The organism is Pseudomonas sp. (assembly GCF_030698175.1).
Taxonomy (GTDB): Bacteria; Pseudomonadota; Gammaproteobacteria; order Pseudomonadales; family Pseudomonadaceae; genus Aquipseudomonas.
The window spans coordinates 168093-183420 of sequence record NZ_JAUYNT010000018.1 but is presented as its reverse complement, the minus strand read 5'-3'; the positions used below and the strand labels follow the sequence as shown (position 1 = coordinate 183420).

General features: G+C 61.0%; 14 protein-coding genes. 12 read left to right on the top strand and 2 right to left on the bottom strand.

What is annotated here, in order from left to right; genetic code table 11:
* The first annotated feature begins 71 nt into the window (after positions 1-71).
* The 11 genes from Q8R10_RS09715 (at position 72) to Q8R10_RS09665 (ending at position 10905) form a co-directional block, all read left to right on the top strand.
* Complete coding sequence (locus Q8R10_RS09715; protein ID WP_305653253.1) at positions 72-1124, top strand: spermidine/putrescine ABC transporter substrate-binding protein; 1053 nt, start codon at positions 72-74, stop codon at positions 1122-1124.
* Positions 1125-1286: 162 nt separating this feature from the next.
* On the top strand, positions 1287-2147 hold the full coding sequence (locus Q8R10_RS09710) for an ABC transporter permease (protein WP_305653252.1): 861 nt from the start codon (positions 1287-1289) through the stop codon (positions 2145-2147).
* Positions 2144-2959, top strand: a complete 816-nt coding sequence (locus tag Q8R10_RS09705; RefSeq protein ID WP_305653250.1) for an ABC transporter permease — start codon at positions 2144-2146, stop codon at positions 2957-2959. Before Q8R10_RS09710 ends, Q8R10_RS09705 begins: the two co-directional genes overlap by 4 nt.
* The gene (locus Q8R10_RS09700; protein WP_305653249.1) at positions 2956-4035 is read left to right on the top strand and encodes an ABC transporter ATP-binding protein; all 1080 of its coding nucleotides are present in this window, start codon (positions 2956-2958) and stop codon (positions 4033-4035) included. The genes Q8R10_RS09705 and Q8R10_RS09700 overlap by 4 nt, the downstream gene beginning before the upstream one ends.
* A 156-nt stretch (positions 4036-4191) precedes the next feature.
* Positions 4192-5475 carry a glycosyltransferase gene (locus tag Q8R10_RS09695; protein WP_305653247.1) on the top strand — a complete coding sequence of 428 codons (1284 nt, stop codon included), beginning with the start codon at positions 4192-4194 and terminating at the stop codon, positions 5473-5475.
* Positions 5468-5836, top strand: a complete 369-nt coding sequence (locus Q8R10_RS09690) for a cupin domain-containing protein (RefSeq protein ID WP_305653246.1) — start codon at positions 5468-5470, stop codon at positions 5834-5836. The genes Q8R10_RS09695 and Q8R10_RS09690 overlap by 8 nt, the downstream gene beginning before the upstream one ends.
* 125 nt (positions 5837-5961) lie before the next feature.
* Positions 5962-6306, top strand: coding sequence for a cupin domain-containing protein (locus tag Q8R10_RS09685; protein ID WP_305653244.1), 345 nt, complete (start codon positions 5962-5964; stop codon positions 6304-6306).
* Positions 6307-6311: 5 nt separating this feature from the next.
* A complete protein-coding gene (locus Q8R10_RS09680) occupies positions 6312-7385 on the top strand; it encodes an aminoglycoside phosphotransferase family protein (protein ID WP_305653242.1) in 1074 nt (357 codons plus the stop codon).
* 141 nt (positions 7386-7526) lie between these two features.
* Positions 7527-9029: an aldehyde dehydrogenase gene (locus tag Q8R10_RS09675; RefSeq protein ID WP_305653240.1), complete on the top strand. Its 1503-nt coding sequence runs from the start codon at positions 7527-7529 to the stop codon at positions 9027-9029.
* A gap of 69 nt (positions 9030-9098) precedes the next feature.
* Positions 9099-10091: a LuxR C-terminal-related transcriptional regulator gene (locus tag Q8R10_RS09670; protein ID WP_305653288.1), complete on the top strand. Its 993-nt coding sequence runs from the start codon at positions 9099-9101 to the stop codon at positions 10089-10091.
* 196 nt (positions 10092-10287) lie between these two features.
* Entirely contained in the window at positions 10288-10905 is a 618-nt protein-coding gene (locus Q8R10_RS09665) for an SOS response-associated peptidase (RefSeq protein ID WP_305653238.1), read from the top strand.
* Between the two features lie 265 nt (positions 10906-11170).
* Here the strand turns inward: Q8R10_RS09665 and Q8R10_RS09660 are convergent, their stop codons facing one another.
* Positions 11171-13315: a methyl-accepting chemotaxis protein gene (locus Q8R10_RS09660; RefSeq protein ID WP_305653236.1), complete on the bottom strand. Its 2145-nt coding sequence runs from the start codon at positions 13313-13315 to the stop codon at positions 11171-11173.
* 422 nt (positions 13316-13737) lie between these two features.
* On the opposite strand from Q8R10_RS09660, the gene Q8R10_RS09655 reads away from it, so the two are divergent.
* A complete protein-coding gene (locus Q8R10_RS09655) occupies positions 13738-14559 on the top strand; it encodes a M48 family metallopeptidase (protein WP_305653235.1) in 822 nt (273 codons plus the stop codon).
* A gap of 51 nt (positions 14560-14610) precedes the next feature.
* On the opposite strand, the gene Q8R10_RS09650 is transcribed toward Q8R10_RS09655, so the two are convergent.
* Positions 14611-15288 (bottom strand): DUF4197 domain-containing protein, encoded by a 678-nt coding sequence (locus Q8R10_RS09650; RefSeq protein ID WP_305653234.1) that lies wholly within the window; start codon positions 15286-15288, stop codon positions 14611-14613.
* Positions 15289-15328: the final 40 nt, after the last annotated feature.

Below are 15328 nucleotides of genomic sequence, written 5' to 3'. Positions count from 1 at the left end.
TACAGGCTTCATTTTGTTTGTATTGCTGCACTGCCTTCGAACACAACAACAACAGTCGTTAGGTGCGCATCATGAAAAAGCTGAAAACCCTGCTGCATGTAGGTTTAACCCTTTCCGTCGGGCTAGCAGCCCAAACGGCCGGCGCTAAAGATCTGGTGGTTTCCATCTGGGACGGCTATATGGCCCCGGATGCACTGGATAAATTCAAGGCCGCCAGTGGTATCGATGCCGACAAGGCATTGCACGCCACCAACGAAGAAATCATGGGCAAGCTGGTGGCCTCCGGTGGCGAAGGCTATGACGTGGTGTTCGTCTCCTCGCCGTTCGCCGAGATCCTGCACAAGCAGGGGCTGCTGGCGGATATCGATCCGGCCAAAGTGCCCAATCTGAAAAACCTCTACCCCCAGGCCAATCAACTGGCCTACGACCAGGGCAACCATTTCTCGGTGCCCTACACCTGGGGCACCACCGGTATCTGCTACCGCTCAGACAAGGTCAGCCCGGCGCCTACCAGCTGGAATGAACTGCTCAACCCCAGCGATGCACTGAAAGGCAAAGTCACCCTGCTGGCCACCGACCGCTGGATGCTCGGCGCCGGTTTCCTCAGCCAAGGCTGGTCGGTGAATGAGACCGACCCCGCGCATATTGCGGTGGTCCGCGATCAGCTGATTGCCGCGAAGAAACGCATCCTGGCCTTCGACGACACCACCTTCTACTCCAAGCTGGCATCCGGCGAAGCGCTGGTGGCGCACGCCTGGGACGGCTGGTGCAACTACGGCACCCAGGCCAATGCGGCGATCAAGTTCAGCGTGCCCAAGGAAGGTTCCGATCTCTGGGTGGACACCATGGTGGTGCTGAAAAGCTCCAAGCATCAGGACGCGGCCTTCAAGTTCGTCAACTTTATGCTGGCCAAGGAAAACCACGCCTGGGTAGCGGAAAACATCCTTTATAAGGTGCCGAACCAGGCTGCCATGGCCGGGCTCTCCGCCGAGCTGCTCAAGCAGTATCCCAACCTCAGTACCTCGCCAGCCGAGCTGATGAAGCTGGAGCAGTTGCGCGATGTCGGCGGTGATACGCAAAAGGCCTATACCCGCGCCGTCACCGAAATCATGGCGTCGGAATAACCCGGCCCGAAGAATTTGTAGGATGGGTGGAGCGTAGCGATACCCATCAGCGATCTCGGCACAGCATGGGTATCGCTGTGCTCAACCCATCCTACGTCTTAAAAACATCGCGGCTAAAGCCGCTCCTACACGTACCTCGCACTCCCTGAGAGAGTCGTTCCAATGAGTTCATTGCGTGCTGACAGGAAGCTGTCGGCCTGGCTTTTAACGCCCGGACTAAGCTGGCTGCTGCTGTTTCTGCTGCTGCCGTGCCTGCTGGTATTGGTCTACAGCTTTGTCGAGCGTGGCGCTTACGGTGGCATCGACTGGGTGTTTACCTGGGAGAACTACCAGCGCGCCTTCGATCCGCTGTACCTCGGCATCCTGCTCAAGTCGGCCAAGATTGCCGGCCTTGCCACCCTGTTTGCGGTGCTGATCGGCTACCCGGCGGCCTATGCGATTGCCCGTGCGCCACGCCAGCGCCAGGCGGTGTATCTGTTTCTGGTGATGCTGCCGTTCTGGAGCAACTACCTGATCCGCACCTACGCCTGGATAGTGCTGCTCAACCGCGAAGGGCTGATCAACAAACTGCTGGTCATGCTCGGCTACAGCGGCGAGCCGATCAGCCTGCTGTACACCGAAAGCTCGGTGGTGCTGGGCCTGGTCTACAACTACATCCCCTTTGTGATCCTGGCGATCTACTCGTCGCTGTCGCGGATTAATGGCGAACTCTGGGAAGCCTCGCGCGACCTTGGCGCGTCGGGCTGGATGACCTTTCGCCGGGTGATCTTCCCCCTCAGTGTGCCGGGCATCGCCGCCGGTTCCGTGTTTGTGTTTGTGCTCAGCATCGGCAACTTCATCACCGCCGATCTGCTCGGTGGCAAGCAGGTGCAGATGGTCGGTAACCTTATCTATGCGCAGTTCCTCACCGCCCGCGACTGGCCATTTGGCTCGGCGCTGAGCTTTATCCTGATCGCCATCATGCTGCTGTTGCTGTTCGTGCAGTCGTTGATTGCGCGGCGTGCCGGGGAGGGCAAGGCATGAGCCGGCCATCCATAGCGAGTTCGGCTGCGCTGGGTGTGCACTTGGGCTTGGTCTACGCCTTCCTTTATGTGCCGATCCTGGTACTGATCCTGCTGTCGTTCAACAAGTCCGGGCTGCCCACTTCGTGGAGCGGCGCCTCGCTGAAATGGTACGTGGCCCTTTTGCACAACAGCGCGGTGCTGTCGTCGGCGCTGAACACCCTGATAGTCGCGCTGGTCTCGACCTTTATCGCCTGCGTGTTCGGCACTCTGCTGGCGCTGGGTGTCGAGCTGCGGCGCAAGGGCGACAGCAAGGGGCATGTCGCCGACACCTTGCTGATGGCGCCGATGATCATCCCCGACATAGTGCTGGCCATTGCCCTGTTGAGCTTCTTCAACCTGATCAAAATGGGCCTGGGCCTGCACTCGATCATCATCAGTCATGCGGTGTTCAATATCGCCTTCGTCTGCGCGGTGGTGCGTACCCGCCTGAAGCACTTCGACTACTCGATTCTCGAGGCTTCCATCGACCTGGGCGCCAGCTGGCCCATTACCCTGCGCCGGGTGCTGCTGCCGGCGATTTTCCCAGGGGTCATGGCCGGTGGTTTGCTGGCGTTCACCCTGTCGGTGGACGAATTTATCATCGCGTTTTTCAACTCCGGTTCAGGCCAGGCCTCGACCACTTTGCCGATGCAGATCTACGCCATGATCCGCTTCGGCGTCACCCCGGAAATCAATGCGCTGGCGACGCTGGTGATGCTGGTCAGCATCACCGCGCTGCTGGCCTCGCAGCGTCTCAACAAGGCTCCTCGCACCCATGACTCACACCTATGAATAACTCATCTGCAGTGCTGATCCTGGACAAGGTCAGCAAGTCCTATGGCAATGGTCTGGCCGTCGACGAGGTCTCGCTCAGCATCCGTGAAAACGAATTCTTCGCCCTGCTCGGACCGTCCGGCTGTGGCAAGACCACCTTGCTGCGGATGCTCGCCGGCTTCGAAACGCCGAGCTCCGGCTGCATCTATCTGGACGGCACCGACATCTCGCCGCTGCCGGCCAACAAACGCCCGCTGAACCTGATGTTCCAGTCCTATGCGCTGTTCCCCAACATGAGCGTGCGCAAGAACATCGCCTACGGCCTGGAGATGGAAAAGCTGCCCGCCGCCGAGATTCGCCAGCGCGTCGATCAAGTGCTGGCCACCGCGCAACTGGGCGAGCTGGCCGAGCGCAAGCCCGATCAACTGTCCGGTGGCCAACGCCAGCGGGTGGCCCTGGCCCGCGCGCTGGTCAAGCGACCACGGGTGTTGCTGCTGGATGAGCCGCTCGGCGCGCTGGACAAGAAGCTGCGCGAGAAGATGCAGCTGGAACTCAAGCGCCTGCAACACGAGAGCGGCATCACCTTCATCATCGTCACCCACGACCAGGAAGAAGCCCTGGTGATGTCCGACCGCATGGCGGTGCTCGACGGCGGCAAGGTCTGCCAGATCGGCAGCCCGGCCGAGCTGTACGAAAACCCCAGCAGCCGCTTCGTGGCCAATTTTATCGGCGTCAGCAACCTGCTCGAAGGCGTGCGCCAGAGCACCGACCGAGTCACGGTCAACGGGCTGTCGCTACAGGTCGAGTCGGCGGTTGAGGCTGTGCTCGGCGAGGCGCTGGCCGTGGTGGTACGCCCCGAGCGTTTGCAGGTGCTTAACGAACGCAGCGAGGCCTGCGACAACCAGGTCGAGGGGCAGATTGTCGAGATCGCCTACCACGGCCTCGACACCAACCTGCACGTGCAGACGTTGCTGTGCGACAAGCCGCTGATCGTGCGGGTGCCGTCCTCGCAAATCGAATTTTCCCAGTTCAGCCAAGGCGCCAACATCCGCCTCGGTTGGCAGGCGCGGCATGCCCGCGTACTGACCCGCTAAGGCATTTTTTAACGATCTCGCGAGCTAGAGCCATGCAAGGCAAAAGCAGGCGAGGAAGCGGAGTTGGCTGTAGCCAATGAGCATTAGGAGTCGGTTTTTAACGCAGCAGGGCCGACGCGCAGCAGATCGTTCCACAGACCAGGCAGGAGTAACGCAATGAAGCAGAAAGTAATCGCCTTCTTCCCCGAAGCCGCCTACGGCCCGGCCTTGAACTCGGTCGGCATCGCCCAGGCCTGCGAAGCCCTCGGCCACAAGGCGGTGTTCCTCACAGACCCAGGCATGAGCGGGGTTTACTCGGGCTACGGTTTCGAGGAGCACATGGTGAATATGTCGGCGCCGATGCCGGCCGAGGAGATGGCCAAGTATTGGGTCGACTTTATCAACGGCCATATCCCGAACTTCCGCAAATCGCCGCTGGAGCAGATCCCCAACTACGTGAAGGAGTGCTGGGCCGCCATCGTCGACACTGCCAAGTGGGCGCAGAAGGATTTGCCCAGCGTGTTGGCCAAGGTGCAGCCGGATTTGATCTGCGTCGATAACGTGATTCTGTTTCCGGCCATCAAGCAATACGGCAAGCCCTGGGTGCGGATTATCTCCTGCTCGGAAAACGAAATCGAAGACGAGGACATCCCGCCGCACCTGTCCGGCATGAGTGTGCACGACAAGGTCGGCCACGCGCAGTTCAGAGCGCGATTTGAGCAGGTGATCGGGCCGATTCACGCCGATTTCAATCAGTTTCTGGTCGAGCACGGCGAGCAGCCGTATCCGCTGGGCACCTTCTTCGAAGCTTCGCCCTTTATGAACCTGCTGCTGTATCCGGACCCGGTGAAATTCGAACGTCGCCACCCGCTACCGCCGGCGCAGTTCCACTACCTGCAAGGCTGCGTGCGGGCCGACAAGGCCTATGAGATTCCCGAATTCAAAGCCAATAACGACCAGCCGCTGCTCTATGTGAGTTTTGGCAGCCTCGGTTCCGGTGATGTCGAGTTGCTCAAGCGCCTGATCGTCGCCATCGGCAAGCTGCCGTACCGCGCACTGTTCAATGTCGGCGAGCACCTGGACGAATACACCGACCTGCCGGACAACGTGCTGATCGCCAACTGGTACCCGCAACCCTCGGTGATCGAGAAGGTCGATGCGGTGATCCATCACGGTGGCAACAACAGCTTTACCGAGTGCCTGTTCTTCGGCAAACCGGCGATTGTCATGTCCTACGTCTGGGACGGTCACGACAACGCCATGCGCGCCGAGGAGAGCGGCCACGGCTTCAAGCTGGACCGCTACCAATGGAGCGAAGCGGATCTGGCCGCCAAGCTGGAGGCTTGCCTCAACGACAGCGCCATGGCCGCCCGGTTGCAGCAGACCAGCGCCTATATGCAATCACGCAAAGGCCCGCAAGACGCGGCGAAAATTCTCGATGGACTGCTTAACCATGACTAACTCCAGCGTACCGATTAGCAGCGCCCCGGCGCTGTATGACGTCAGCAGCCGCACCGATCTGGTGGACTGGGGCGTGCAGAGCGATGCCGTCGAAGGCGTCTCCCATTCCAGCGGTCGCCTGCTGTTCAAGGGGCCGAATAACAGCCCGGAAACTGGCTTGTGGGTCTGTACGCCAGGCCGCTGGCGGCTGTCGATCCCGCGCGATGAGTTGTGCCATTTCGTCTCTGGCCGCGCCACCTACCGCGAGGACAGTGGCGAGGTGATTGAAGTGCACCCCAACACCCTGGTGCTGTTTCCCGCTGGCTGGAGCGGCGAGTGCCACGTTCAGGAAACCATCCGCAACCTGTACATGCTGGCTTAACTCGGTCCCCTGTAGGAGCGGCTTCAGCCGCGAAGCTTTTGATCTCTGCGCGATCCAATCGCGGCTAAAGCCGCTCCTACAGGTTGCGCATTAGCAAACCAGAATTTATCTAAGGAGCAAAAAACATGACCACTCCCTATCTCTACAACCCGCTTGAAATCACCGACCTCAAAGACTGGGGCAGCATCCCGACCATGCTCGAAGGCGAGTCGAAAGTCTCCGGCGTGGTGCTGCACAAGGGCCCGGAAGGCCAGTCCGAATGCGGTATCTGGATCTGCACGCCGGGCAAATGGTTCTGCCATGTGACCAGCGACGAGTTCTGCCACTTCCTCGAAGGCAGCAGCACCTACGTGCACGAGTCGGGCGAAGTGATAGAGATCAAACCGGACACCGCAGCCTTCTTCCCGAAAGACTGGAAGGGCACCTGCACCGTTCACGAAACGATCAAAAAGGTCTACATGATCCGGTGAATAGCATGGCCGATCTTCTCCCGCCCGATGCCCGCAGCCAGCAGCGCCGCGCCTTTCTCGAAGGTGCGGGGTTCAGCGCTGCGACCCTTGAAGCCTTGCCGATGGATGCATCACGGCGCTGCTATTTTCGCCTGCCCCAGGCCGGCCTGTTGCTGATGGATTCGCCACCGCTGGAGGAGCCGATTGGGCCGTTTTTAAGTGTGGCGCGGCATCTGCACTGGCTGGGTTTGTCGGCCCCGAAAATCCTCGTCAGCGACCCGCTTAACGGCCTGGCGTTGATTGAGGATTTTGGCCAGGCCACCTACACCCGGTTGCTGGCGGCCGGGCATGCCGAGCAGCCGCTGTACGAACTGGCGGTGGATGCCCTGGCGCACCTGCATCAGGCCAGCAATGCGGTGGCGGTCGAAGTGCCGGCCTACGACGCGCCGGCCTTGTTGGCGGAGGCTGCACTGTTTATCGACTGGTACGCGCCGCTGCTGGTGGGCGCGGAAGCGACGGCTCTGCGTGAGCCTTATCTGCAGCTCTGTGGGCAACTGGCCGACGAGGTGGCGCAGCGCCGCGAGACCCTGGTGTTGCGTGATTTTCACGTCGACAACCTGATGCTGCTGGAAGGTCGCGAAGGCACCGCTGCCTGTGGCCTGCTGGATTTTCAGGACGCGCTGATCGGCGCCTGTGCCTACGACCTGATGTCGCTGCTGGAAGACGCTCGCCGTGATGTGCCCGAGGCACTGCGCGAGCATTTGCTAAGCCGCTATCTGGCCCAGCGCTCGGACGTTGACGCCGAGCAGTTCGGCGCCGACTACCAGGTGCTGGCCGCCCTGCGGCATGCCAAGGTCGCCGGCATCTTCGTGCGCCTGGCCCGCCGTGACGGCAAGCAGCATTACCTCGCCCATCTGCCACGGGTGCTCGGCTTGCTCGACCGCGCGCTGCAAGGCACGGCGCTGCAACCGCTGCGCGCCTTTCTCGACCGGCATCTGTCTGGCTGGCAACAGCCGCTGGCGTTGCTCGAGCAATCGCGGATAAATCCGCTCCTACAAGGGCCGGCCGATGAAAGGGTTGCAGGTGCCAGGTTTGTGTAGGAGCGGCTTTAGCCGCGAAGCAAGCGCAAGTACGCCGCCAATTTTGCCACTGCTCAAGTCAGGTGTTGGGTACAAAGCCTGCAAAACAAGGCCTGCAACAGATAGCCGCTACAGAACCTTATTTATCGCTTGGAGTTATCCATGACCGCATTTGCCCACGATCAGCCGCTGCACTTTATCAATCCGAGCTTTATTGCCCCGCTGACCCAGCGCCTGCGCGTCATCATCAACCCGGCCACCCTGGAGCAGGTTGGGCAGATTGGTCTGTGCGACGAGGCGGATGTGAACAACGCCATCGCCGCCGCCAATGCCGCGCAAAAAGGCTGGCGCCAGGTCGATGCCAAGAGCCGTGCGGCGCTGCTGCATCAACTGGCCAATGCCATCGAAGGCAACGTGGCGGTCAACCGCGAAGCGGCGCGTTTGATGACCTTGGAAATGGGCAAACCCTTTCCCGAGGCCATGGGCGAGCTGGCCAATTGCGCGCCGATTTTTCGCTACTACGCCGAGATGGCCCGTGACGAAGCCGGCAAGGTCGCCGGCACCACTCAGCTGGGCTCGTTCCAGCACGCGCGCTACGAGCCGATTGGCGTCAGCGTGCACATCATGCCGTTCAACTTCCCGATTCTGCTGATGTGCTGGACGGTCGCTGCATCGCTCGCCGCTGGCAACGCCTGCATCATCAAACCGGCAGAAGCCACCACCCTCTGCACCCTGCAGTTCATGCAGTACTTCCGCCTGTTGCCGGCCGGGCTGGTGTGTTGCGTGCCGGGTGATGCGCAAACCGCGCAATTGCTGATCCAGTCGGATGCCACTCACGCGGTGGCCTTTACCGGCAGCGTCGCGGCTGGCAAGGCGGTGGCGGTGGCGTGCGCCGAGCGGATGAAGCCCTGCGTGATCGAGGCCGGTGGCAGTGATGCGCTGATCGTCTCCAAACACGCGCCACTGGAGGTGGCGGTGGCCGGTTCGGTGACGGCAGCCTTCCACCTCACCGGGCAGATCTGCACCTCGGCCGAACGCTTCTTTGTGGTCGAGGAAATCCACGATGCCTTCGTGGCGCGCTTTGTCGAAATGACGAAAAAGCTGCGCATCGGCCATGGCCTGGAACACAGCGAAATCGGCCCGTTGGTCAGCGAGGCGGCGCGGGACAAAGTCATGCGTCTGGTGGCCGATGCCGTGGCCAAGGGCGCGACTGTGGTCTGCGGCGGGCGTATCCCGCCAAGCCAGCCGGTGGGTTGGTTCTTTGAACCCACCATCCTCACCGGCGTGACCCGCGAGATGGATATTCTCAACGAGGAATGCTTCGGCCCGGTGGCGGCGATCTGTAAGGTGACGGACTTCGACCAGGCCATCGGCATGGCCAATGACTCGCACTTCGGTCTTGGCGCCTCGCTGTTCTCCACCGATTTGGCCGAGGCCATGGAAGCAGCCGATCGCCTGGAAGCCGGGATGGTCTGGGTGAATAATCCGCTGATCGATAACGACGCCTTGCCCTTTGGCGGCTGGAAAATGTCCGGCATGGGCCGCGAGTTGGGTCGCCAAGGCCTGGATGTGTTCCGCCGCTCGAAAATGGTCATCATCGACCACCAGCCGAAGGTGCATGACTGGTGGTACCCGTACTCGGACGAGGTGTTTTACTCGGCGTAGTAAAGGTCAGGCTGTTATCTTCAGCGCCAGCGTAAATGACGGAGCAGGGTAGTGATTCAGTACGGGGCCATGTCACAACCGGGAGCGTTGGATGCGTTCAATCGTTGCGTACTGCAACTGACGCGTCTGGCGCGTGAGCGCGGGGCGGCGCAGTTTATCGGCGAAGGCTTGCAGAATTTTGCCGAGCTGGTGCCGTTTGCCTCGGCCTGGTGGGGCGAGATGTCCGGGCCCACGCAGAGCGCGCCGCCGCAAAGCTGGATGCACGGCAGCCTGAACCTGAGCCCCTCGTTCGCCAGCGAATGGAGTCAGGTGGCTGATCTGGACGAGTTCTCCCACAGCACCCTGAGCCATCTGGGCGAGATAGTGCGTTTCAGTGGTTTCGATGATCCTTGCGCCGCAGTCAATGACTTCGCCCGCCGGCACGATATCTACCACCTGCTCTGCATCACCTTCGCCCTGCCGGAAAGCGGCATGACGTTTTTTGTCTGCCTGTATCGCGGTGAGGCCCAGCAGGCCTTCGATGAGGCCGAGGCCAAGGTGTTTGCGGCCTTCTGCGATCAGCTGCTGCAGCTCTGGCGCTTTCAATTGCAGGATCTGCTGCGCGCCGGTGTGGCCGATGATCCGAGCGATTGTGCGGTGGTCGCCGCCGATGGTCGCTTGCTTTATGTGGGCGCGCGCCTGTGTGCCAGCATCCTGCGCGAAGTGCCCGGTTGGGGCGGCTCGGTGCTGCCGGCGGCGGTGACGGCGCGACTGGCCAATGCACCCTGCGTGATGCGCCTGGGCCGCGCGACGCTGACCCTCAATCCGCTCGGCGAGCAAGTGGTGCTGACCCTGAAAACCCAGGAGCGGCGGGTGGCATTGGCACCCCGTGAACGCACCGCAGCGATGCTGTTTGCCGCCGGGCATTCCTACAAGGAAATCGCCAAACTGCTGGTGTTGAGTCCGGCGACGGTGCGTACCTATCTGCGCAACTGCTACCTGCAACTGGGGGTACGCAGCAAAGTTGAGCTAGGTTGCGCACTGCGCATGTTGCCGTCGGCGGCGGTTATTCGACGCGACTGAAGAACGCCTGATTTGCCTTAGCTTTCTTCATTGGCAGAGTGGCTTGAGGGTTTGTCGTTGGCCGAAGGTGGCCAAGCGCGCACAGCAATCGATCACTGGGTACAATGCCGCGCAACTGCTGGCCGATGTAGCGTCGCCAGTTTTTAACGGCCACCCGCGCTGCTGATTCTTTGCCCTCTTGAGTTTTACCGCCCCTATGTGTGGACGTTTTGCACTGTTTCGCTGGCCCGCCACGTTTGCCGCCATGCCTGGGTTTCCCGCCGATCAGCAGCCGCACTGGAATATTGCTCCGGGTGCGAGCGTGTTGATGCTGCGCAATGAAGATGGGCAGCGCCAAGCGGCCACGGCGCGTTGGGGCTTAACCCCGCCGTGGTTGACGGACTGGTCACGCACCCCGGCCCACGCCCGGGCGGAAACCCTGGCCGAGCAGCCGATGTTTCGTGACGCGTTTAAGCAACGCCGCTGTCTGGTGCCGGCCAATGGCTTTTACGAATGGCGGGGCACCGCGCGCAAACGGCCGTTCTGGCTCAGCCAAGAGGCGCCGCTGCTGTATTTCGCCGGTGTCTGGGAGGCTTATCCGGTTGAGGGTCATAGCTATCTGAGCGTGGCGCTGGTGACCCAGGCGGCGGCTAATCAACGCCGGCCGCTGTTGCTCGATGAGGCCGGCCAGCAAGCCTGGTTGGCGGCGGACAGCGCGCCGGAGTTGTTACAGGCACTGTTGGCCGGCCCCCAGCCAGCCTTGCGCGAGCGGGTGTTGGCCAATCTGATTAATGATCCCAAGCTGGATGCCCCCGAGTGCCTGACGCCGGGGTGAAAGCCGGCGCTAGGCGATGCGGCGTTGCGCCTTGCGTAGGGTGTACTCGCCGCAGGCAGTACGCCACTGGCTGGTGGACTGTTCGCGGCGGTCCGGGGTATGGCGCTGATTGGCGGACTGTTCGCTACGCTCCTGAGTCCGCCCTACGTCCGCCCGTCAGCCCATCGCGGTCTACCGGCAAACCGCATGGTGGGTTACGCGGCGCCCGGCTTTCGCGGTGGTGCAAACAACCACCGCCCGCGCCGCTAACCCACCCTACAAATAATCAAACCCGGAACTGGTTGATCAGCCGCCGCTGTTGCTCGGCCAGTTTGGTCAGTTCGGCGCTGGCGCGGCTGGCTTCGTCGGCACCGGAGGCCACCTGGTTGGCGACCTGATCGATGTTGGTGACGTTGCGGTTGATGTCTTCGGCCACGGCGCTTTGCTCCTCGGCGGCGCTGGCGATCTGGTTGTTCATGTCGTTGATCACCGACACCGCCTGGGTGATCGACTCCAGTGCATTGGCGGCTTCGGCGGCGTGTCTGACGCTGTCGTCGGTCTTGGCTTGGCTGTCTTCCATGACCTTGACCACTTCGCGGGTGCCGCTTTGCAGTTGCTGGATCATCTTCTGGATTTCTTCGGTGGCCTGCTGGGTTTTTTGCGCGAGATTACGCACCTCATCGGCCACCACGGCAAAGCCACGGCCTTGCTCACCGGCCCGTGCCGCTTCAATCGCGGCGTTGAGGGCCAGCAGGTTGGTTTGTTCGGCAATCCCGCGGATGGCGGTCAAAATGGCATTGATGTTTTCGCTGTCCTTGGCCAGGTTTTGCACCACGCCAACGGCGCGGCCAATTTCGCTGGCCAGGGCGGCAATCGCCTGGGTGGTGCTGTGCACGATGGTCTTGCCGTTGTTAGCGGCTTGATCGGCGTGGCTGGCTGCTTCGGCAGCGTGGGTGGCGTTGCGCGCTACCTCTTGGGCGGTGGCGGTCATCTCATGGACGGCGGTGGCCACTAGTTCGATCTCGGTCATCTGCCGCTGCATGCCTTGGTGGGTGCGGATGGCGATGTCGGCGCTGTGCTCGGAGGAGTCGCTGACCTGCTGCACCGAGGTCACCACCTGGCTGATCATCGACTGCAGTTTGCTCAGGAAGGTGTTGAAGCCATTGGCGATGGCGCCCAGTTCGTCAACCCGGTCGGTCGTCAAACGGCGGGTCAGATCACCTTCACCCTTGGCGATGTCGTCGAGCATGGCGACCATTTGCTTGAGCGGCCGCGCAATCCCGTAGCCGACAAACCACACCACCAGCAAACCCAGCGCGGCGATCAGAAGGCCCACCAGGGTCATGCCGAGGGTGTCGGCCTGGCTTTGCGCTTGCAAATCCGTCTGGAGGTTTTTCAGGTCACCCATCACCGCACTGATCGGCAGTTGCAGCATCAGTTTCCAGCGCACGCCGGTATCGCCAATGCTCAGGGGCATAAACACATGAATCTCGCCCTGTTCCTCGTCGACTTGGTAAAACGGCTGGTCGCCACTGAGTTGCTTAAGGTGGCTGAGGTCGGCGCCATTCAGCACTTGGCTGCCGGGTTTGCCAATTTGCTGGGCGTCCTTGGTGTAGGCGACCACGCTGTCATTGGCCGAGAACAGCGCCAGCTCGCCGGCGCCTGCATAGAGTTGTTTGTTGGCGCTGGTGAGCAGGTCTTGAATGAAGTCCATGGCCAAGTCATTGCCGACCACGCCAACCACCTTGTTGTTGATCAGCACCGGCACGCTAAAGGCCGAGCTTAGGACCATTTTGCCGTTGATTTCATAGGGTGCTGGGTCGATCACGCAGGCTTTTTTGGTGCGTTTTGGGCACAGGTAATATTCGCCCTCAGGCACTCCAGTGGGCAGCAGTTTGCTGCTTTCCATTTGCGTGGCGGTGAGCGCTTCTACGGTCGCGCTGCCATCGGGTTTGCGATACCACCAGGGCATAAAACGCCCGGTGTCGTCGTAGCCTTTGTCGGCCTGGCCTTTGTAGAGATCGTCGTTGCCGTCGAAGGCGTTCGGCTCCCAACCAATATAGAAATCCAGCAGTTTGGGGTTAGCCATCAGCGCTTGCTTGGCCAGGTTGGAGAGTTCTTCGCGGCTTATGCTCAGCTGTGGCGTGCCGCTGGCGTCCGTTTCGCCCATCAGCATATTGGTCTGCGCCAGTGCGCGGGCGGTGGTCAGGGCGAACTCAAGGTCCAGTTGGATCTTGCTGGCCTGTGAGCTTGCCAGGGCGATCAGCCGCTCATTGATGACCTTCTCCAGCAGCTCTTGGGTGCGTTGTTGCACCAAGACTTGGGTACGATTGCCGGCAAACACTGAGTACAGCACCAGCGCAACCACCACCGCGAGCACGCTGGCGCCCGCCAAAGCGGCCACAGAAAACTGGATGGATTTGAATTTCATGGCAGCTCCAAGGTCTACGGGTTACACCTGTCCTTGGCTTATCGGCAGGCTTGTAGCAAAGCATTAGCAGGCCGTTGAAAAACTACTGCGCTCGGCTATGCAGCGTTGAAATCTGCCTAAAAATGCTCATGTACTACTCGTACACTGCGCTTTTGACTCGCTGCGCTCGCCCTGCGGGCCAGCCTACGGCTGTTACTGCGCTTCGCTACGTTGCGGCTGATTTCGCCTTGCCTAGCCGTCGCTCGCTACATTTTTCAACGGCCTGTTAGCCTCTTGTTAGCAAAGGCGCATGTGGGCGAATGCGCAAGTTCGGCAGCCGCGTTGTCTGGCTGCCAACTGCTTGGCATGCACAGCGCAGTGCGTGGGCCTTTCGCGCTCGGCAGGCTGTTAAGATGAGCAACTGTTCTTATTGGAGAAGTACTGTGGGCAAGTTGTTGCGCTTAAGTGGTTTGAGTCTGGCGTTGTGGCTGGCCGGTTGCCAGTCGGTGAATACCACCAATGCCGGTGCTGTGGGGGTTGAGCGCAAGCAGTACATGTTCAGCATGCTCTCGACTCAGCAGGTCAATCAGATGTCTGAGCAGTCCTACCAGCAGACGCTTAGCGAGGCCTCAAGCAAGGGCATGCTGGACAAGAACAGCGGCAATGCCAAGCGGGTGAATGCCATCGCCAAGCGTTTGATTGCCCAGGCGCCGGTGTTTCGTCCGGATTCGGCGCAGTGGGACTGGCAAGTCAATCTGATCGACAGCGAGGAGCTGAATGCCAACTGCGGCCCGGGTGGCAAGATCATCGTTTATAGCGGCTTGATCGAGCAGTTGCACCTGAGCGATGACGAGTTAGCGGCGGTAATGGGCCACGAAATTGCCCACGCCCTGCGCGAGCACGGCCGCGAGGCAATGTCCAAGGCCTATGCCACCCAGATGGCGCAGCAGGGCATCGGCGCCTTGCTCGGCTTGGGCCAGGACAGCATGGCGCTGGCCGATAATGTGGTGCAGTACAGCATGACCCTGCCCAACAGCCGCGATAACGAGAATGAGGCCGATCTGATTGGTCTGGAGCTGTCCGCTCGGGCCGGCTACAACCCGCAGGCGGCCGTCAGCCTGTGGCAGAAGATGAGCAGCGCCAGCGAAGGAGCACCGCCGGAGTTTATGAGCACCCACCCGGCCTCGAGTACGCGGATAGCGTCGCTGCAAGCGGCTATTCCTAAGGTGACGGGGCTGTATCAGCAAGCCAAGGGCAGTAACTAAAAGTCCTTGCTGAAGACGACGGCACTGCGCTCGGCGGTGCCGTCGGCGCACTTACTGCAGGCTAAAGACTTTTTTCGCCAAGCTGGTGGCCGCCTCGGTCGGATTTTGCCGGATCGAGGCTTCTTGCTCGGCGATCACCTTGAACAAACCATCCAGCGCCTCTTCGGTGACGTAGTTTTCGATGTTGGCGCTTTTTGCATCGATGGCGCCAAAGCTCGCCGCTTGGCCGGCGAAGCTGTTGTATTGCTTGGCCAGCCCGACCTGATTGGTGGCCTGCTGCACTATCGGTAAGAACTTGGCGCGCAGTTGCGCACGGCTGGTTTTGTTCAGGTAGTTGGTGGCGGCGTCATCGGGGCCGCTGAGGATGCTTTTGGCGTCCTGTACCGTCATTTTTTTTACCGCGTCCAGCAGCAAGGTTTGCGCCTGTGGCACTGCGGCTTCGGCGGCTTTGTTCATGCTCGCTTCGAGCTGCTCGACCTGGGCGCCCATGCCCATCATCTTCATCGCCGCCGCGGCCTTGCCGAGATTACCCGGAAGTTCGATGCGCATCTCGGGGTTGGCGCTAAAACCACCGGGTTTGCCCAGTTGCGCAATGGCGACTTTGGCGCCTTGGGACAGGGCATCCTTGAGACCGCCGCTGGCATCTTGCTGGCTTAAATCGGCCAGGGAGAACGCCAGGCAATTGGCGGAGAGGGCGAGTCCGGCGAGCAGGGTGGTGAGTCGAAGCATAAATAGCATCCTTGTGGCTGGAAATAGAGCGAGCGCCCAA